At 65.7% G+C, this 18905-nt stretch carries 17 protein-coding genes; 10 read left to right on the top strand and 7 right to left on the bottom strand.

What is annotated here, in order from left to right; genetic code table 11:
- The first annotated feature begins 37 nt into the window (after positions 1-37).
- Both HU772_RS09805 and HU772_RS09800 read left to right on the top strand, forming a co-directional pair.
- Positions 38-1387: an MFS transporter gene (locus HU772_RS09805; RefSeq protein ID WP_186660943.1), complete on the top strand. Its 1350-nt coding sequence runs from the start codon at positions 38-40 to the stop codon at positions 1385-1387.
- Complete coding sequence (locus HU772_RS09800) at positions 1377-1781, top strand: DUF4440 domain-containing protein (protein ID WP_186660944.1); 405 nt, start codon at positions 1377-1379, stop codon at positions 1779-1781. The genes HU772_RS09805 and HU772_RS09800 overlap by 11 nt, the downstream gene beginning before the upstream one ends.
- 143 nt (positions 1782-1924) lie before the next feature.
- Here HU772_RS09800 and preA read toward each other — a convergent pair whose 3' ends face one another.
- The 3 genes from preA to hydA form a co-directional block, all read right to left on the bottom strand.
- Positions 1925-3199, bottom strand: coding sequence for an NAD-dependent dihydropyrimidine dehydrogenase subunit PreA (preA, locus tag HU772_RS09795; RefSeq protein WP_186660945.1), 1275 nt, complete (start codon positions 3197-3199; stop codon positions 1925-1927).
- Complete coding sequence (locus HU772_RS09790) at positions 3200-4567, bottom strand: NAD(P)-dependent oxidoreductase (protein WP_186660946.1); 1368 nt, start codon at positions 4565-4567, stop codon at positions 3200-3202.
- 185 nt (positions 4568-4752) lie between these two features.
- Entirely contained in the window at positions 4753-6192 is a 1440-nt protein-coding gene (gene hydA, locus HU772_RS09785; RefSeq protein WP_186660948.1) for a dihydropyrimidinase, read from the bottom strand.
- 600 nt (positions 6193-6792) lie between these two features.
- Between hydA and HU772_RS09780 the strand changes: the two genes are divergently transcribed.
- Positions 6793-8283: an NCS1 family nucleobase:cation symporter-1 gene (locus tag HU772_RS09780; protein ID WP_186660949.1), complete on the top strand. Its 1491-nt coding sequence runs from the start codon at positions 6793-6795 to the stop codon at positions 8281-8283.
- Positions 8284-8503: 220 nt separating this feature from the next.
- A complete protein-coding gene (locus HU772_RS09775) occupies positions 8504-9790 on the top strand; it encodes a Zn-dependent hydrolase (RefSeq protein WP_186660951.1) in 1287 nt (428 codons plus the stop codon).
- A 69-nt stretch (positions 9791-9859) separates the two neighbouring features.
- Here the strand turns inward: HU772_RS09775 and HU772_RS09770 are convergent, their stop codons facing one another.
- Positions 9860-10411 carry a P-loop NTPase family protein gene (locus HU772_RS09770; protein WP_186660952.1) on the bottom strand — a complete coding sequence of 184 codons (552 nt, stop codon included), beginning with the start codon at positions 10409-10411 and terminating at the stop codon, positions 9860-9862.
- A 113-nt stretch (positions 10412-10524) separates the two neighbouring features.
- On the opposite strand from HU772_RS09770, the gene HU772_RS09765 reads away from it, so the two are divergent.
- The 4 genes from HU772_RS09765 to HU772_RS09750 all read left to right on the top strand — a co-directional run bounded on the left by HU772_RS09765 (position 10525) and on the right by HU772_RS09750 (position 13547).
- Positions 10525-11004 carry a cysteine hydrolase family protein gene (locus HU772_RS09765; protein WP_186660954.1) on the top strand — a complete coding sequence of 160 codons (480 nt, stop codon included), beginning with the start codon at positions 10525-10527 and terminating at the stop codon, positions 11002-11004.
- Positions 11005-11166: 162 nt separating this feature from the next.
- Entirely contained in the window at positions 11167-11856 is a 690-nt protein-coding gene (locus HU772_RS09760) for a response regulator transcription factor (protein ID WP_186660955.1), read from the top strand.
- A 5-nt stretch (positions 11857-11861) separates the two neighbouring features.
- Positions 11862-13034, top strand: a complete 1173-nt coding sequence (locus tag HU772_RS09755) for an ATP-binding protein (RefSeq protein WP_225923120.1) — start codon at positions 11862-11864, stop codon at positions 13032-13034.
- 117 nt (positions 13035-13151) lie between these two features.
- The gene (locus HU772_RS09750) at positions 13152-13547 is read left to right on the top strand and encodes a hypothetical protein (RefSeq protein WP_186660957.1); all 396 of its coding nucleotides are present in this window, start codon (positions 13152-13154) and stop codon (positions 13545-13547) included.
- 16 nt (positions 13548-13563) lie between these two features.
- On the opposite strand, the gene HU772_RS09745 is transcribed toward HU772_RS09750, so the two are convergent.
- Positions 13564-14043 (bottom strand): P-loop nucleotide/nucleoside kinase family protein, encoded by a 480-nt coding sequence (locus HU772_RS09745; RefSeq protein ID WP_186661033.1) that lies wholly within the window; start codon positions 14041-14043, stop codon positions 13564-13566.
- A gap of 191 nt (positions 14044-14234) precedes the next feature.
- On the opposite strand from HU772_RS09745, the gene HU772_RS09740 reads away from it, so the two are divergent.
- Positions 14235-14552, top strand: coding sequence for a hypothetical protein (locus tag HU772_RS09740; RefSeq protein ID WP_186660958.1), 318 nt, complete (start codon positions 14235-14237; stop codon positions 14550-14552).
- A gap of 57 nt (positions 14553-14609) precedes the next feature.
- Here HU772_RS09740 and HU772_RS09735 read toward each other — a convergent pair whose 3' ends face one another.
- Both HU772_RS09735 and HU772_RS09730 read right to left on the bottom strand, forming a co-directional pair.
- Complete coding sequence (locus tag HU772_RS09735; RefSeq protein WP_186660959.1) at positions 14610-16802, bottom strand: OsmC domain/YcaO domain-containing protein; 2193 nt, start codon at positions 16800-16802, stop codon at positions 14610-14612.
- Positions 16803-16894: 92 nt separating this feature from the next.
- Positions 16895-17314, bottom strand: coding sequence for a hypothetical protein (locus tag HU772_RS09730; RefSeq protein WP_186660960.1), 420 nt, complete (start codon positions 17312-17314; stop codon positions 16895-16897).
- Positions 17315-17607: 293 nt separating this feature from the next.
- Between HU772_RS09730 and HU772_RS09725 the strand changes: the two genes are divergently transcribed.
- Complete coding sequence (locus HU772_RS09725; RefSeq protein ID WP_186660961.1) at positions 17608-18900, top strand: MFS transporter; 1293 nt, start codon at positions 17608-17610, stop codon at positions 18898-18900.
- Positions 18901-18905: the final 5 nt, after the last annotated feature.

Below are 18905 nucleotides of genomic sequence, written 5' to 3'. Positions count from 1 at the left end.
TGCGCGCTTGAAAACGGCCCTGGAACCCAGACTGCCAATGACCTATCGCTACCGCGTCGCAACCGTGTTCCTGTTCGGCTTCTTCATCGATTGCATCAACATTTTCATGCCCGCCGTGGCCCTGCCCAGGATCAGCAGTGATTTCGCCGTCGGCAGCGCCGCCAGCGCCTGGGTGGCGAACGCCTACATGCTTGGGCTGACCCTGGTCATCCCGCTGAGCACCTGGCTGGCCGGGCGCTGCGGTGCGCGCCAGGTGCTGGCGACCTCGATGCTGGCGTTCGCCATCAGCGCCTGGGGCTGCGGCCAGGCCTCGAGCTTTGCCGCCCTGGTCGCCTGGCGCCTGGCCCAGGGCATGGCCGGCGGCTTGCTGATCCCACTGGGCCAGGCCCTGACGTTCAACCTGTTCCAGGGTGCCGAACGGGCCCGTGTCTCCACCCTGGTGATGGCCGTGGCGCTGCTGGCACCGGCGCTGTCGCCGAGCGTCGGTGGGCTGATCGTCGATCGCTACAGCTGGCCGTGGGTGTTTCACGCCAACCTGCCCCTGGCCCTGCTGACTGCCGCGCTGGCCTGGGCCTGGATTGGCGAGGCGCCCGGTACCCGGCAACCACGTCCGGATTTCAAAGGCCTGTTGCTGGTCAGTGGCGCCCTCGCCTGCCTGCTGCTGGGGATGTCGCTGTACGGTGCCGGCCATGGCGGTGCCGTGCTCCTGGCAAGCCTGGCGGCGGGGTTGGGATGCGCCGTGCTGTACCGCGGCCACTACCGACGCCATGGCCACGGCATCGTCGAGCTGCGCCTGCTCGCCAGTGCTCGCCTGCGCGTATCGATGCTGGTCTATCACGCGATTCCCGGCGTGTTCACCGGGGTCAACCTGCTGAATATCTTCTACCTGCAGACGGTGCTCGGCCTGAGTGCCCAGGCCACCGGCCTGTACATGATCATCTACGCGGCCGGCGCCCTCATCGCGATGCTGGTGGTCGGCCGCCTCTACAACCGCGTCGAGGCCCGCCGCCTGTTGCTGCTTGGCCTGCTCCTGCACAGCCTGGGGATCGCCCTGCTGGTGCTGGTCGAGCATGCGGCGGACGCACCCTGGCTGATCGTCGCCTATGGCCTGATGGGGTTCGGCGGCGGCATGGGCGCCAATACCGCGCAGACCACCGCCTTGCTGGATTTCAGCGGCGAACGCACCCAGCAGGCCAGCGTGCTATGGAACCTCAACCGACAGATGGCCTTCAGCGTTGGCGCCACCTGGCTGCTGATGCTGTTCAACCTGTGGCCCGACACCCGCCACGCCTATCACCTGACCTTTGCCTTGGCGGCAGTGCTGGGACTCCTTCCTGCCCTGTGCCTGCGCGCCCTTCCCCTGGAGCCCACTCGACATGCCCGATAACGCCATTGCCCGCGCCGAGCGCAGCATCCATCACGTCCATGAACTGATCCACCTGGTCTTCACGCGCCCGGCAGCAGAAACCCAGGCTGTGCTGGGTGGGCTGATGGCAATGTTTGCCGAGGACTTCAGCATGGTCGGCATGGCTGGCAAGGTACTGGAGCGCCAGCAGGTCGAGCAGTTGTTCAAAGCTGCCGCCGGGGCACGGCCCGGGCTTGAGATTCTGGTCGATGAGGTGCAGGTGGCATGGCAGGCCGGGGCGCATGTGGCGCTGCGCTACCGGGAAACCCACCGAGTGGAAGGGTTGCAGACGCGGCGCTGGTCGCTGGCGATCGTTGAATGCACGGCCACCGGGGTGCTCTGGCGCTGCCTGCATGAAACGCCGATTGCTATGTAGACACTGCGCTGCCCGGCACCGGCTGCGCCGGTGTTCGCGGCTGAAGCCGCTCCCACAGTGACCGCGCCGACCTCAGGGCATGCACCACACCTGTGGGATCGAGCTAGATCGAGCAGTCCGGGCAAGGCAGTCACTCAAGCGCCTCAACCGGCCTCGCGGTAGGGATTGCGTGGGTCCTGGGTCCAGTTCATGTACGGCTTGCCAGTGTCCTGCGCAAGCATGTCGATGCAGCCCTCCACCGGGCAGGTGATCTGGCACAGGTTGCAGCCCACGCACTCGGCCTCGATCACACTGTAGGCGTGGCTGCCGTCGGCCTTCAGGGTGCTGGCGATGGCCTGGTGCGAGGTGTCCTCGCAGGCAATGTGGCAACGCCCGCAGCCAATACAGGCATCCTGGTCGATATGCGCCACCGACTTGTAGTTGATGTCCAGGTACTTCCAGTCGGTGGTATGCCCCACCGCCTGCCCACGGAATGCCGCCAGGTCGCGATAGCCGTGCTGATCCATCCAGCGCGCCAGGCCGTCCTGCATGTCTTCGACGATGCGAAAACCATGCAGCATTGCCGCCGTGCACACCTGCACCGCGCCGCTGCCCAGAGCGATGAACTCGGCGGCATCGCGCCAGTTGCCGATGCCGCCAATGCCACAGATCGGCAAACCATGGGTCTCGGGATCGCGGGCGATTTCCGCGACCATGTTCAAGGCGATTGGCTTGACCGCCGAGCCGCAGTAACCGCCGTGAGTGCTCTGGTCGCCGACGATGGGGTGGGCAACCATGCGCTCGAGGTCGACGCTGGTGATCGAGTTGATGGTGTTGATCAGCGACACCGCGTCCGCGCCACCCCGATGAGCCGCCCGGGCCGACTGGCGGATGTCGGTGATATTGGGGGTGAGCTTGACGATCACCGGCAGCGAGCAGTGGGTCTTGCACCAGCGGGTGACCATCTCCACGTACTCCGGCACCTGGCCGACCGCCGCGCCCATGCCGCGCTCGGGCATGCCATGCGGGCAGCCGAAATTGAGTTCGATGCCGTCGGCGCCAGTGGCCTCCACCAGCGGCAGGATGAACTTCCAGGACTCTTCGACGCACGGCACCATCAGCGACACGACCAACGCACGGTCGGGCCAGGCCTGCTTCACCTGGGTGATTTCGCGCAGGTTGATCTCCAGCGAACGGTCGGTGATCAGCTCGATGTTGTTGATGCCCTGCACCTGGCGGTTGGCGCCGTAATGCGCCGAGTAGCGCGACGACACGTTGACCGCCGCCGGGTCCTCGCCCAGAGTCTTCCACACCACCCCGCCCCACCCGGCCTCGAAGGCGCGGACCACGTTGTAGGCCTTGTCGGTAGGCGGCGCCGAGGCCAGCCAGAACGGATTGGGTGCCTTGATGCCGGCGAACACGATGGACAAATCGGCCATTTACGCAGCCTCCACGTTGAGCATGAGTTGGGCATGGATGGCTTCGGCGGCCAGCTTGCCATGTTGCACGGCCTGGACGGTGAGGTCCTGGCCCAGGGCGGTGCAGTCGCCGCCGGCGTAGATGCCCGGCACGCTGGTCTGCATCTGCGCGTCGACGCGAATGCGCTCGCCATCACGGGCCAGTTGCGCGGCCAGCGGGTCGCCGAGGCTTGCGTCGTCGAAGCGTTGGCCAATGGCCTTGAAGATCGCGTCGGCGGCCAGCTCGAAGGTTTCGCCGGTATCGCTGAAGCGTCCGTCGACCAGTTGCGTGCGGGCGAAGCGCATGCCACGCACGCGCCCGGCATCATCCAGCAGCACGGCCTCGGGCCGGGCCCAGGTGTGCAGGCGCACCTGATTGTGCTTGGCAATCTCCTGTTCGTGACCGGTGGCGCCCATGTCGGACACGCCGCGGCGGTACACCAGGTTGACGTCGCGGGCACCCAGGCGGCTCATCTGCACGGCCATGTCGATGGCGGTGTTGCCGGCGCCGATCACCAGGCAACGGTCGGCCAGCGGCAGTTGGGTGAGGTCGTCGGCCTGGCGCAGCTCACGAATGTAGTCGGTGGCGGCCAGCAGGCCCGGCGCGTCCTCGTCCGGCAGGCCCAACTGGCGCACGGCGGCCAGGCCCAGGCCAAGGAACACCGCGTCGTACTGCCCCTGTAGTTCGCCCAGCGACAGGTTGTCGCCCAGGCGCTGGCCATGGCGAATTTCGATACCGCCGATGCCCAGCAGGAATTCCACTTCGCGCTGGGCATAGTCGTCCACCAGCTTGTAGCGAGCGATGCCGTACTCGTTGAGGCCACCGGCTTTCTCCCGCGCCTCGAAGATCACCACGTCATGGCCGTGCATGGCCAGACGGTGCGCGCAGGACAGCCCGGCGGGGCCGGCGCCGACCACGGCGATACGCTTGCCGCTGGCCGGTGAGCGCTGGAACGGATGCTCGGTGAAGCCGGCATGGTCCAGGGCATAGCGTTGCAGCTGGCCGATCAGCACCGGCGCGCACTCCTGGGCGTTGTTGCGCACACAGGCTTGCTGGCAGAGGATTTCGGTGGGACAGACCCGGGCGCAGCTGCCGCCGAGGATGTTGGCCGACAGGATGCGTTCGGCGGCGCCTTGCAGGTTCTCGTCGCTGATACGGTGGATGAATGAAGGGATGTCGATCTCGCTGGGACATGCAGTGACGCAGGGTGCGTCGTAGCAGTACAGGCAGCGCGCGCTTTCGACGGCGGCCTGGCGGGCGGTGAGCGGGGGCGCGAGGTCGCTGAAGGCCTCGGCCAGCTGGTCGGCGCCGGCCCGGGGGCGCGGCAAGTGGTTCAGGGCGTCGATCACGGTTGTAGCCTCTCTGTTTTTATTGAGCGCGATGCTGGTCAGGCATCGGTCCGTTCTGGGGATGGCAGTCAACAGGAGCATGTGTGTTGTTATCAGGGGGCGCTGTGCGCCCCTTTCGCGGCACAAGGCCGCTCCTACAGCTGAACGCGAGCCCTTGTAGGAGCGGCCTTGCGCCGCGAAAGCTCTCAGCGCTGAACCGGCGTCGGCCGCTGCTGTTCGGCCCGACGCTCCAGCACCTCGTACACCGACGGATACGCCGGCCGCTCCACATAGCGCCCCGCGCCCGGCTCGGCGCGCAAGTCGCCATCGGCCCAGAGCACCTTGCCCTGGCTGATGGTGTGGCTGGGGACGCCACGCACGGTGCGGCCTTCGAAGATGTTGAAATCGACCCGCTGGTGGTGGGTCTGGGCGCTGATGGTACGGGTACCCTGCGGGTCCCACAGCACCAGGTCGGCGTCGGCACCGACGCGGATCGCGCCCTTGCGGGGGAACAGGTTGAAGATCTTCGCGGTATTGGTGGAGGTCAGCGCGACGAACTCGTGCATCGACAGGCGCCCGCTGTTGACCCCGGCATCCCACAACACCGCCATGCGGTCTTCGATGCCGGCGGTGCCGTTGGGGATGCGGCTGAAGTCGTTGCGCCCCATGGCTTTCTGTTCGGCGCAGAAGCAGCAGTGGTCGGTGGCGGTGGTGTGCAGGTTGCCCGACTGCAAGCCGCGCCACAGTGCTTCCTGGTGTTCACGGGGGCGGAACGGCGGGCTCATCACATAGCCGGCGGCAGTGGCCCAGTCCGGGTCGCGGTAGACGCTGTCATCCAGCAGCAGATGGCCCGGCAGCACCTCGCCATAGACCGGCTGGCCCTTGGCGCGGGCGTAGGTGATCTCGTCCAGCGCCTCGCGGCTGGACACGTGCACCAGGTACAGCGGCGTGCCCAAGGTCTCGGCGATGCGGATGGCACGGCTGGCGGCCTCGCCCTCGACCTGCGACGGGCGCGACAGCGGGTGCGCCTCGGGCCCGGTCAGGCCCTGGGCCAGCAGTTTTTTCTGCAGGTGAAAGACCAGTTCGCCGTTTTCGGCATGCACCGTCGGCACCGCGCCGAGCTGCAGGCAACGCTCGAAGCTGGCCACCAGGGTGTCGTCAGCGGCCATGATCGCGTTCTTGTAGGCCATGAAATGCTTGAAGCTGTTGACCCCATGCTGGCTCACCAGCTCGCCCATCTCTTCGGCGACCTGCTCGCTCCACCAGGTGATGGCGACGTGAAAACCGTAGTCGGCTGCGCTCTTCTGCGCCCAGCCGCGCCAGGTGTGGAAGGCCTCGAGCAGCGACTGCTGCGGATTGGGGATGACGAAATCGATGATCGAAGTGGTGCCGCCCGCCAGCCCCGCGGCGGTGCCGCTGAAGAAGTCCTCGCTGGCCACGGTGCCCATGAACGGCAGTTGCATGTGGGTGTGCGGGTCGATGCCGCCAGGCATCAGGTACTGGCCGCTGCCGTCGAGGATCTCGCAGTCGCTGGGGGCTTCGAGGTTTGGCCCGATGGCACGGATCAGGCCATCGGCACACAGGACATCGGCGGGGTAATGCTCTTCGTGGGTGACCACGGTGGCGCCACGGATCAACAGGGACATGCCGTTTTCCTCGCAGGCTGACCGGTCTTCTGGCCGGTTCTTGGAATTTTCGAGCCAGTGCCTGGGGCTGCAACGAATCCTGTCAGGCCTGACAAGAATCGAGGCTAGTTGCTGATCGGATATTGATCAAGAAAAAATATAAGCAAATATCATAAATTTTAACTTATTGATTTATATGTATTTTTTGATCAATTCACTAAAACCGAGCACCCGCTCACCATTTTGACGCACTTGACAGAAAGCCAAACTGGTCAAGATTTTCTACGCACATTCAGCTGTTTGGCCATGGACGGGATCGGGCAGGCCACCCGGGTGGTTCTCCATGACGCACCGCTTTGAACCACGGTGCGCTTGCCCGCCACTGCAGCCCTGGCCGCAGGGCACTTTGTGCAACAGAAGAATGTACTTGCAAGTCAGTGAGTTACCTCCGGTCGGCGGCGGCCCGCCGGGAAGCCGCAGGCTTTCCCGGCACGTTTGTTGAAAACGCAGGCCACAACCGCCTGGCCGGGCCGGAGGTGCAGTAACCGTGGTGTGTGTACTCCGGCCATCGCGTCAGCCCGATGAGCGACAACTACAAGAAAAAAAGACCTGGAGAACCCCATGCAACAGAGCAGATCGCAAGTGATCGAGCAGCATGGCCTGTTCGAGCTCGACGCTGGCAGCGACGTCCTCGACAGCCCCCGTTACAACCACGACATCGCCCCGACCAAGGTGCACCAGCGCACCTGGAACAAATGGCACATCACCGCGCTGTGGGTGGGCATGTCGATCTGCGTGCCCACCTACACCCTCGGCGGCGTGCTCACCGCCTACTTCGGCCTGAGCGTCGGCGAAGCGCTGCTGGCGATCCTGCTGGCCAACCTGATCGTGCTCATTCCGCTCACCCTCAATGCCTTCCCCGGCACCAAATACGGCATCCCCTTCCCAGTGCTGCTGCGCGCCTCGTTCGGCATCTTCGGCTCCAACGTGCCGTGCCTGATCCGCGCGGTGGTGGCCTGTGGCTGGTTCGGTATCCAGACGATGTTCGGCGGCCTGGCCATCCACCTGTTTCTCGGCTCGCTGTTCCCCGAGTGGAAGGCGCTGGGCGGAACCGGCGAAGTAATCGGCTTCATGCTGTTCTGGTCGCTGAACCTGTGGGTGGTGCTGCGTGGCGCCGAGTCGATCAAATGGCTCGAGACCTTGTCGGCGCCGCTGCTGGTGGCGGTCGGGGTCGGCCTGCTGTTCTGGGCGCTGCCGCACATGTCGATGAGCGAGTTGCTGGCCCAGCCACCCAAGCGTCCCGAAGGGGCCAGCGTGGTGAGTTACTTCTGCGCCGGCCTCACCGCCATGGTCGGCTTCTGGGCCACGCTGTCGCTGAACATTCCCGATTTCAGCCGCTACGCGAAAAGCCAGAAGGACCAGATCCTCGGGCAGATCTTCGGCCTGCCGCTGACCATGTTCCTGTTCGCCTCGCTGGGCGTGATCATGACCGCCGCCTCGGCCTCGCTGGTGGGCCAGACGGTGTCCGACCCGGTCAGCCTGATTGGGCATATCCAGAGCCCGGGCTGGGTGGCCCTGGCCATGGCGCTGATCATCATCGCCACGCTGTCGACCAACACCGCGGCCAACATCGTCTCGCCCACCAACGATTTCCAGAACATCGCCCCGCGCTTGATCGGGCGCAGCCGCGCGGTATGGCTGACCGGCTTCATCGGCCTGGCGCTGATGGGCCACGAACTGCTCAAGAAACTCGGCTGGATCGTCTCCGACCTGAGCCTGGAAAGCGTCTATTCCAACTGGCTGCTGGGCTACTCCAGCCTGCTCGGGCCGATCGCCGGGATCATGGTGGTGGACTACTTCCTGGTCCGCCGCCAGCAACTGGATTTGGCCGGGCTGTACCGTGACGACGTGTACCCGGCGTGGAACTGGGCCGGCTTCGCCGCCTTCGCGGTGCCGGTGGCGCTGACCGTGATGGCCATCGGCAACAGCCGTTTCAGCTGGTTCTACGACTACGGCTGGTTCACCGGCTCGCTGCTTGGCGGCGGGCTCTACTACGCCCTGGGCGGTCTGGCGCTGCGTGGCCCGGCACGCCTGGCCAAGCCGTTGCCATGATGTTCCCTGTGCCGCGAAGCAAGAGACGCGGTGCCTGGCACCGGCTACGCCGGTGTTCGCGGGGCAAGCCCGCTCCCACAGGGATCGCGCTAGCTTTAGCAGTTGAGCAAGACAGTTGCTCCCACAGGTCCCTGCTAATTCGATCAGTGATGTGCAGTGCCAAGAGCGCCGACTTGCCGGCGAACAAGGCCGAAGAATAAAACAGCCTGAGGAGATACCCATGACCATCCATGCCAAGGAAGTCCTGCAATCCACCGAGCGGTACATCGACAGCGCGCGCCTGTGGCAATCGCTGATGGACCTCGCCCGCCTCGGCGCCACACCCAAAGGCGGCGTCTGCCGCCTAGCCCTGACCGACCTCGACCGCCAGGCGCGCGACTTGTTCGTGCAATGGACCAAGGCCGCCGGCTGCAGTGTCAGCATCGACGCGGTCGGCAACATCTTCGCCCGCCGCCCCGGGCGCAACCCCAAGCTGCCAGCGGTGATGACCGGTAGCCATATCGATACCCAGCCCACCGGTGGCAAGTTCGATGGCTGCTTCGGCGTGATGGCCGGGCTGGAGGTGATCCGCACCCTCAACGACCTCGGCGTGGAAACCGAGGCGCCGCTGGAGGTGGTGGTGTGGACCAACGAGGAAGGCTCGCGCTTCGCCCCGTGCATGATGGGTTCGGGGGTGTTCGCCGGCAAGTTCACCCTGGCAGAGACCCTGGCCAAGCGAGACGCCCAGGGCGTGACGGTCGGCGAAGCCCTGAACGCCATCGGCTATGCCGGCGAGCGCGCCGTGCTCGGTCATCCGGTGGGCGCGTATTTCGAGGCGCATATCGAACAAGGCCCGATTCTCGAGGACCAGGGCAAGACCATCGGCGTGGTGCTCGGCGCCCTCGGCCAGAAGTGGTTCGACCTGACCCTGCGCGGCGTCGAGGCCCATGCCGGCCCCACCCCCATGCATCTGCGCAAGGACGCCCTGGTCGGCGCCGCCGCGGTGGTCGAGGCGGTCAACCGCACCGCCCTCGCCCACCAGCCCCACGCTTGCGGCACGGTCGGTTGCCTACAGGCCTACCCCGGCTCGCGCAACGTGATCCCCGGCGAAGTGCGCATGACCCTGGATTTGCGTCATCTCGAAGGCCAGCAACTGGACGCGATGATCGCCGAGGTGCGTCAAGTGATCGAAGCCACCACCGCGAAACACGGGCTGAGCTACGAGCTGGTACCCACCGCCGACTTCCCGGCCCTGTACTTCGACAAGGGCTGTGTCGAGGCGGTGCGTGACTCAGCGCGCAATCTGGGCCTGGCGCACATGGACATCGTCAGCGGTGCCGGCCACGACGCGATCTTCCTTGCCGAGTTAGGCCCGGCGGGGATGATCTTCGTGCCGTGCGAGGGAGGGATCAGCCATAACGAGATCGAGAACGCCACGCCCCAAGACCTTGCCGCCGGGTGCGCGGTGCTGCTACGGGCGATGCTCGCCGCCTCGCAGGCACTTGCCAGCGGGCAGTTGGCGGCGTGATTTCTGTGGGAATACCGGCGTAGCCGGTGCCAGCCACCGCGTCGCTTGCTTCGCCAGCAAGGCTGGCTCCTACAGGCGGCGCGCCTGGTTTGAAATCTGTGGGAGCGTTGCCACTACCCGTGCCAACAACGCCGCGATCTGCCGCGCGCCGCGCACCTGCATCACCGGCACCTGCGGCGCCACCGACAGGCGCACGGCCTCGATCCCGGGCCGGTAATCGCGGTCGAAGGTCCAGACAAAGCGCAAGAACGTCAGGAATGCGCGATCCAGCCGTTCCCGGCATCCGGCCGGCAGGTCCGGGCGCGGTCGATTGCGCAACGAACGCAGGATTACCCGCTGCAGACACAGCCAGCGCGGGGTGTCCAACCAGATCACCAGATCTGCCTGCGGCAGGCGCAGATCGAACGTGCGCCGGGCATAGTTGCCCTCGCACACCCAGGCCTGCCCCGCCACCGCCTCGCGCACCTGGGCACGGAACACCTCGGCCTGCGGCTCGACCCAACCGGGCGACCAGAACAAGGTATCCAGGTGCACCACCGGCACCCCCAGGCGCTCGCCAAGGGCCCGTGCCAGGGTCGACTTACCACTGCCGGCGTTGCCCAGAATCACGATACGTCGCATGCACATTCCCTCGCCGCAAAAAGTCGGCGAGTGTAGCGCCGCCGCTGCCTCGCCGCACCTGCCATCCCAGGGTTATACTCGCCCCCCCTTTCCACCTGGCCCCGGAGCCCGTCATGCGCCAAGCCCTGCTCATCGTCGATGTGCAGTCCACGTTCAGCCCCTCCGAAAAGCTGGTCGATGGCATCCGTGTACTCGCGGCACACCTGCCGGCCATCGCCTCGATCGAACTGCACGACGAGCAAGTCACGCCCTTCCAGCGTCAGCTCGGCTGGCACCCGGCCCAGGACGACGCGGCCCTGGTCGAGGCCGACAAGGTGTTCGTCAAGCATGGCTATGGCCAGACCGCCGAGGCGCTGGCCTACCTCAAGGGCCTGGAAGTCGAACGTGTCCTGGTGTGCGGGCTGCAGACCGAAACCTGCGTGCTGGCCGCCGGCTTCGCCCTGTTCGACGCCGGCCTGTGCCCGACCCTGGTCACCGACCTGACCATGGGCTCATCGCTGGACCGCTCCGGCCAGCTGGGCATCGCGCTGTGGAAACACCACTTCGGCCAGGTCACCACCGCCGCCGAGGTGCTGGCCGGGCTCAAGGGCTGACGGACACTGGGGCGGCCCCGCTACTGATCGGCAGCGGCCTGCCATGGGGGCTGATGGACGGCCCGGCGACGCGCGAACCACGGCCGCGGCGCGCCGATCCCATGCTAAGCTGCGCCGCCATCCGCCCCGCCGGGCCCCGTAGCGAGATTGTCGAGGAACCCCATGACCCCCAAGCGCGTGTTGATCGTCGAGGATGACGCCGATGGCGCCAGCATTCTCGAGGCCTACCTGAAGAAGGACGGCTTCGAGGTGGATATCGCCGAGGACGGCGCCCGTGGCCTGGCGCTGTTTCGCCAGCGCCCGCCGGCGCTCGTGCTGCTGGACATGATGCTGCCGAAGCTCTCCGGCCCCGAACTGCTCAGCGAGATCCGCCGCAGCGCCGATACACCGGTGATCATGGTCACCGCCGTCGGCGACGAACCAGACAAGATTGGCGCCCTGCGCTACGGCGCCGACGACTATGTGGTCAAGCCGTGCAATCCCAAGGAAGTGGTGGCGCGGGTGCACGCGGTGCTGCGTCGCTACGAGGGCCCGACCAGCAGCCGCCAGCGCCTGGAGTGCCTGGGCGTGTGGGTCGATGCCGAGCGCTTCGTCGCCGGCGTGCGTGGCGCCGACGGCGGCGACCAGGTGCTCGACCTGACCCGCTCGGAGTTGTTGCTGCTCGCCACCCTGCTGCGCACCCCGTCCAAGGCCTTCAGCCGCGAGGAACTGCTCGAGGCGTGCATGCCCGAAAGCGATGCGCTGGTGCGCATCATCGACACCCACGTGCACAACCTGCGGCGCAAGCTGGAGGCCGCAGGGGTGGCCGGGGTGCTGGTCACCGTGCGTTCGATCGGCTACCGGTTCCGCTGAAGGCCATGCGCAAAAGCCCCCTGTGGCTGTGGGTCGGCCTGCGAATGACCCTGCTGGCGGTTGGCGCGGTGATCACCATCACCCTGTGCATGTACCTGTACTTCTGGGTCCGCGACTACTACGTGCTGCAGTCCATGACGCCCCAGGACCAAGCCGCGCTGGCCGCCGGCATGGCCGATGTGCCAGGCCACGAAGCCCGCCTGTGGCAGCTGCTGCAGACTTACTACGACATCCACCAGTTTCTCCCCGGCCCCGGCGACTCCACCGACTGGCTGGTGCTGTATGGCTTCGTCACCGTCGTCATCCCGTTCACCCTGATCATCGGCCTGTTCCTGTCGCGGCCTTTGTCCCGACAGTTCCGCCAGATCGCCGAAGCCGCCCGGCGCGTGGCCGAGGGCGACCTCACGCCACGGGTCAGCGAACACCCACGCCAACCCAAGGAAATGCAACGCCTGTGCACCGACTTCAACAAGCTGGTCGAACGCCTGGCGCTGTATGAAAACGAAGTGGCCGAATCCAGCTCGAACCTGGCCCACGAGTTGCGCACCCCGCTCAACGCCGCGCTGGGCCGGGTGCAGGGCATGCTCGACGAGGTGTTCCCGTTGTGCCCCGAGCAATTGCGCCTGGTGCAGAGCCAGCTGTACAACCTCAACACCCTGGTCGGCGACCTGCATCTGCTGTCGCTGGCCCATGCCGGGCAACTGCCGCTGCACCCAAGCCGATTCGCCCCGGCCGCCCTGGTGGACGAGCGCCTGGCCTGGTTCGCCCCGCAGTTCGAGGCGGCCGGCATGCAAGTCCACGCCCAGCTGGACGAGCCACTGGTGATCGAGGCGGACCGGGCACGGCTCGGCCAACTGATCAACATCCTTATCGAGAACGCCATCAAGTACGCCTCCGATGGCCGCGAGCTGGAGGTGAGCGTACGCCGCGCGGGCGCCGCGCTGCACCTGGACTTCCTCGACCGTGGCCAGGCGGTGGAACAGAAAGACCTGGGCAACATGTTCGTGCGCTTCTGGCGGGCGGAGCAGTCCCGGGCCCGGGTCAGCGGCGGTGGCGGCCTGGGGCTGTCGATCGCCCAGGCCATCTGTGAAGCCCATGGCGGGCGCATCAGCGCCCAGCGCCGCGCCCAAGGCGGGTTGGCGGTGCGGGTGAGCCTGCCGTTGGGCATCAGCCACTGAAACGCCGCGGTGGCCCTGGCCACGCCTTCATCAAATCTTGACCAACCCTGCACAGGCCCTTGAACCGCCGCGCCTAGCATGCCGGCTTCCGATTCAACGCAGCGTGCAACCAACGTCATGAAAAAAACCATCATCGCCACCTTCGCCGGCCTGGGCTGGTTATCCGCCTGCAGCGTGCTGCCCCCGGCGCAGCCGCCGTTGGCCACCCTCAAGCTGTACCCGGTGCCGTCCGCCCATGTGCTGACGCTGGCCGAGGTGGATGGCGCAGGCACAAGCGATGGCGACCAGGCCCAGGTCATCCCGGGCGCCCATCGGATTGCCGTGAGCCTGCGGCCACCCACCGCCGACCGCCCTGCCTGCACCCTGGCCTTGCAGTACGCCAACTTCGAGGCCGGCCAGGTGTATGGGATCTTCGAAGGCGACTGGAACGGCGCGCCGACGCTGTTTCTCAAGGGGGCGCGGGGCGAGATTCTCGACAGCCGGAAAGTTGCGCAGTGCGCCCTCCCAGGCTAATTGCTGCCGCGCCTGCTCAGGCCTCGTGACGCACGATCTGCAGGCCCTCGTCGGCGCTCGGCGCCTGGAAATGGCGGCTGATCAAGTCGAACTCGGCATCCGTGGCGGCAAACGCATGCGTGCCCTGGGCGTTACGGGCATGCAGCCGGGCCCGACAGAGCGCCGCGTCGACCGCCAGGTAATGAAGGCTGCACGGTACCCCCGCCGCCTGGGCCAGATCGCGAAACCAGGCCCGCGCCTCGCGGGTGTTGGCCGGCCAGTCCAGCACCACCGGCATGCCCTTGGCCAACACCTGGCGCAACAACGGGCCAAGCACTTCGCGCAGGCGCGCGGCACAGCGGACGTAGTCCGCCACCGAGCGGATCTCGTCCGGGTAAAGCCGGGCGAGCCAGTCGTCCTCGCTCAGCAGCAAGGCGTCGTGTTCACAGGCCAGGGCCGCGGCCCGTGTGGACTTGCCGGCGGCGATCAGGCCGCAGACCAGGTGCAGGTGCGCAATGGACATTGACGCTATCCTTGTGTCAAAAAACCTGATGGTGCCTTTTGCCGAGCACTGCGACAATCACCCAGCCCCAGCCTGGCGCGTGGGCACGCCAACTTTTTTTGGGATTAATGCCCTGCGCCTCTTCCGTTGAGCGGCAAAACGCAGGACAGTAACCCAGTGTTCCCACCCAGAAACGGAGATTCGCCTTGACTACCGATCGCCTGAGCCTGCTCCAGTTCGAGCAACTCAGCCTGAAACCCGCCGCCGCCAGCCAGTTCGCCCTCTCGTTGAAGGCACTTGAACAGTTGGCCCTCCCTGAGCGCTACGCCTATCGCGCCGCCCACTACCTGGGTGACATGGCGGAAGCGGAGAACAGCCAGCAGTTGGCGGTTGCAAAGGAACAAGGCATCGGCTTCGCCCAGGGCCTGCTGACCGCCGCGGCCATCGAAGACGCCCTGGCGCAAAGCCTGAACACGATCTTCGAGGACGCCTTCGCCCGCGCCCTCGCGCAACTGCCGCAATAACGACACCCACAAAAAGGGCCGCAAAGCGGCCCTGATGCTGTGGCGCCAAGCGTGTTATTACAGCCCGGCCGCCTTGGCCCGGGCGGCATGCAGCTTCTTGTAGCTGTCCACCAGGCGCAGGTGGCGATCCAGCCCTTCGAGCTTCATGCTGGTCGGGGTCAGGCCATGGAAGCGCACACTGCCATCCACCGAACCCAGCACCGCGTCCATCCGTTCGTTGCCGAACATGCGGCGGAAATTGGCTTCGTAGTCGGCCATTTCCAGTTCATCGTCCAGCAGCACTTCCAGCACCACGTTCAGCGCCTGGTAGAACAAGCCACGTTCGACGGTGTTGTCGTTGAACTGCAGGAACATCTCCACCAGTTCCTTGGCCTCGTCGAAGCGTTGCAGCGCCAGCTGCACCAGCAGCTTCAGCTCGAGGATGGTCAGCTGGCCCCATACGGTGTTGTCGTCGAACTCGACGCCGATCAGCGTGGTGATGGTGGTGTAGTCGTCCACCTCGGCGTTGTCCAGGCGCTTGAGCAGCAGCTTCAGCGAGCGGTTGTCCAGCTTGTGCAGGTTGAGGATGTCGGCACGGAAACCCAGGGCGCGGTTGGTGTTGTCCCAAATCAGGTCCTCGACCGGATAGATTTCCGAGTAGCCCGGCACCAGGATGCGACAGGCGGTGGCGCCGAGGTCGTCGTAGACCGCCATGTACACTTCCTTGCCCAGATCCTCGAGGATGCCGAACAGGGTCTGCGCCTCCTGCACGTTGGAGTCGGCGCCCTGGCCGGAGAAATCCCACTCGACGAACTCGAAATCGGCCTTGGCACTGAAGAAGCGCCACGACACCACGCCGCTGGAGTCGATGAAGTGCTCGACGAAGTTGTTCGGCTCGGTCAGCGCCAGGCTGTCGAAGGTCGGCTGCGGCAAGTCGTTCAGGCCCTCGAAGCTGCGGCCCTGGAGCAGTTCGGTAAGGCTGCGCTCCAGCGCCACCTCGAAGCTTGGATGGGCGCCGAACGAAGCGAATACGCCGCCGGTGCGCGGGTTCATCAAGGTCACGCACATCACCGGGAACTCACCGCCCAGCGAGGCATCCTTGACCAGCACCGGGAAGCCCTGCTCCTCCAGGCCCTGGATGCCAGCGACAATGCCTGGGTACTTGGCCAGTACCGCCTGCGGCACATCGGGCAGGCACAGTTCGCCTTCGAGGATCTCGCGCTTGACCGCCCGCTCGAAGATCTCCGACAGGCACTGCACCTGGGCTTCGGCCAGGGTGTTGCCGGCACTCATGCCGTTGCTCAGGTACAGGTTCTCGATCAGGTTGGACGGGAAGTACACCGTCTCGCCGTCGGACTGGCGCACGAACGGCAGCGAGCAAATGCCGCGCGCCTTGTTGCCCGAGTTGGTGTCGTACAGGTGCGAGCCGCGCAGCTCGCCATCCGGGTTGAAGATCTCCAGGCAGTGTTGGTCGAGGATCTCGGCCGGCAACGCATCCTTGGGCCCTGGCTGGAACCACTGTTCGTTGGGATAATGCACGAACGCCGCGTTGGCGATGTCCTCGCCCCAGAACTGGTCGTTGTAGAAGAAATTGCAGTTGAGCCGCTCGATGAACTCGCCCAGCGCCGAGGCCAGCGCCGCTTCCTTGGTGGCGCCCTTGCCGTTGGTGAAGCACATCGGCGACTGCGCATCGCGTACATGCAGCGACCAGACATTGGGCACGATATTGCGCCACGAGGCGATCTCGATCTTCATCCCCAGGTTGGCCAACAGCGCCGACATGTTGGCGATGGTCTGCTCCAGCGGCAGGTCCTTGCCGGGGATGTAGGTGCTGCTGTCGGACACCGGCATCAGCAGCGCCTGGGCATCGGCATCGAGGTTGTCGACCTGCTCGATGATGAATTCCGGGCCGGTCTGCACCACTTTCTTCACGGTGCAGCGGTCGATGGAGCGCAGGATGCCCTGGCGGTCCTTCTCGGAGATGTCCTCGGGCAGCTCGACCTGGATCTTGAAGATCTGGTTGTAGCGGTTCTCCGGGTCGACGATGTTGTTCTGCGACAGGCGGATGTTCTCGGTGGGAATGTCGCGGGTCTGGCAGTACAGCTTGACGAAGTACGCCGCGCACAACGCCGAGGAGGCCAGGAAGTAGTCGAACGGCCCCGGGGCCGAGCCGTCGCCCTTGTAGCGGATCGGCTGGTCGGCGATCACCGTGAAGTCGTCGAACTTGGCCTCCAGACGGAGGTTGTCGAGAAAATTGACCTTGATTTCCATGCGCGGGGTACCAGAAAGCGGGCGGGACGGATAAATGGCCGGCATTATCCGGGATTTTTGGCAGAAAGTGTTGCCGTCAGGCTGATAGGCGTTCAGCGAGAGGGTTCATGACGGCGGTGCCGGGCACCCAGCAGCAACAGGGCAAATGCCACACTGCCGATCAGCGGCCACCCCAGCAGAATCAATTCATGCTGTTCGAGCCTGGGCAGCCAGCTCAGGAATACCAGGTTTGCCACAGTGCCACACGCCAGGCCAAGCCAGGCAGAACGCGACCACGCCGGTGCTCGGGTACTGCGCAGAAAGTGCCGGTAAAGCCTGCCCCCGGCCCGCAGGCCGAGCAAGCCCATGGCCACCACGACAACCGCGGCCAAACGGGTAAGGTGATACTCCCAAGGATCATCAAGCTGCTCGAAGGACATGGCCGGGATGACGATCATCGCCGCCAGGCAGGCATACCCCGCCAGCAGCATGACGGGCAGCACTACCACCAGCCCCAGGGCCCAAAGCAGCATTTTTCTCACTAGCGAAGGGGTGTCGTTCACTGCAACCGTCCTTGTCATCTGCACATGGCCTGCACCGCCTCATGGCGGGCGGGCGACGCAAGCTAGCATTGTCCAACGTCTGCAAGCTACCGAGGCAGGCATCGGCGGCGCCTGGTTCGCAGCAAGGCTGGCTCCTGCAGGGCGATTGATCGCATATGTGCATCAATCCATGCAAAAACAACGATTATCCTGCGCCGCGCTTTCACCCAGAATCTCCAGTTACAAGCACTTACAAATAAGCTAAGAAAACGCTGGAGAACCACATGCATCAGCCTGCGCCCCGGGGCCAGTCGAAGGCCGCCCAGGTCTTTCGGGTCACGTCCGGAAACTTCCTCGAACAGTTCGACTTCTTCCTGTTCGGCTTCTACGCCACCCATATCGCCGCGGCCTTCTTCCCGGCCAGCAACGAATTCGCCGCCCTGATGATGACCTTCGCCGTGTTCGGCGCCGGTTTCCTGATGCGGCCGCTGGGCGCCGTGCTGCTCGGTGCCTACATCGACGATGTCGGCCGCCGCAAGGGCCTGATCGTCACCCTGGCGATCATGGCCAGCGGCACCTTGCTCATCGTGCTGGTGCCCGGCTATGCCAGCATCGGCCTGTGGGCCCCGGCGCTGGTGCTGCTCGGCCGCTTGCTGCAAGGCTTCTCCGCCGGTGCCGAGCTGGGCGGCGTGTCGGTGTACCTGGCCGAAATGGCCACGCCCGGGCACAAGGGCTTCTACGCCAGCTGGCAGTCCGCCAGTCAACAGGTGGCCATCGTCGTCGCCGCCGCCCTGGGCTTTGCCCTGAACCAGTGGCTGGCGCCGGCACAGCTGGCGGACTGGGGCTGGCGCGTGCCGTTCGGCGTCGGCTGCATGATCATCCCGGTGATCTTCCTGCTGCGGCGCAACCTGGCCGAAACCGAGGAGTTCGCCGCCCGCCAGCATCGCCCGGACATGCAGGCCGTGCTGCGCACCCTGCTGGACAACGCCGGGGTGGTGCTGCTGGGCATGCTGATGGTGGCCATGACCACCACCGCCTTCTACATGATCACCGTGTACGCGCCCACCTTCGGCAAGACCGTGCTGCAACTGAGCACCCGTGATGCGCTGCTGGTGACCCTGCTGGTGGCGGTGTCGAACTTCATCTGGCTGCCCATCGGCGGCACCCTGAGCGACCGTTGCGGACGCAAGCCGTTGCTGGTGGCGATGTCGCTGCTGACCGTGCTCACGGCCTACCCGGCCCTGGAATACCTGGCCCTGGCACCGAGCTTCGGGCACATGCTCGAAGTGCTGCTGTGGTTCTCCTGCCTCTACGGCCTGTACAACGGCGCAATGATCCCGGCGCTCACCGAAATCATGCCGGTGCAGGTGCGGGTGGCGGGCTTCTCCCTGGCCTACAGCCTGGCCACGGCGCTGTTCGGTGGTTTCACCCCGGCGATCTCGACCTGGTTGATCCACGTCACCGGCGACAAGGCCGCGCCGGCCTACTGGATGATGGTCGCCGCTGCCTGCGCGTTCACCGCCACGCTGGTGCTGTACCGCCGTCTGGCCAGCCGCCCGGCCGGCGTCGCCGCCTGAGGAGG

The sequence above is a fragment of the Pseudomonas xantholysinigenes genome, assembly GCF_014268885.2.
In the GTDB taxonomy this organism is placed as follows: Bacteria; Pseudomonadota; Gammaproteobacteria; order Pseudomonadales; family Pseudomonadaceae; genus Aquipseudomonas; species Aquipseudomonas xantholysinigenes.
This window is presented reverse-complemented; position numbering and strand designations above follow the sequence as displayed.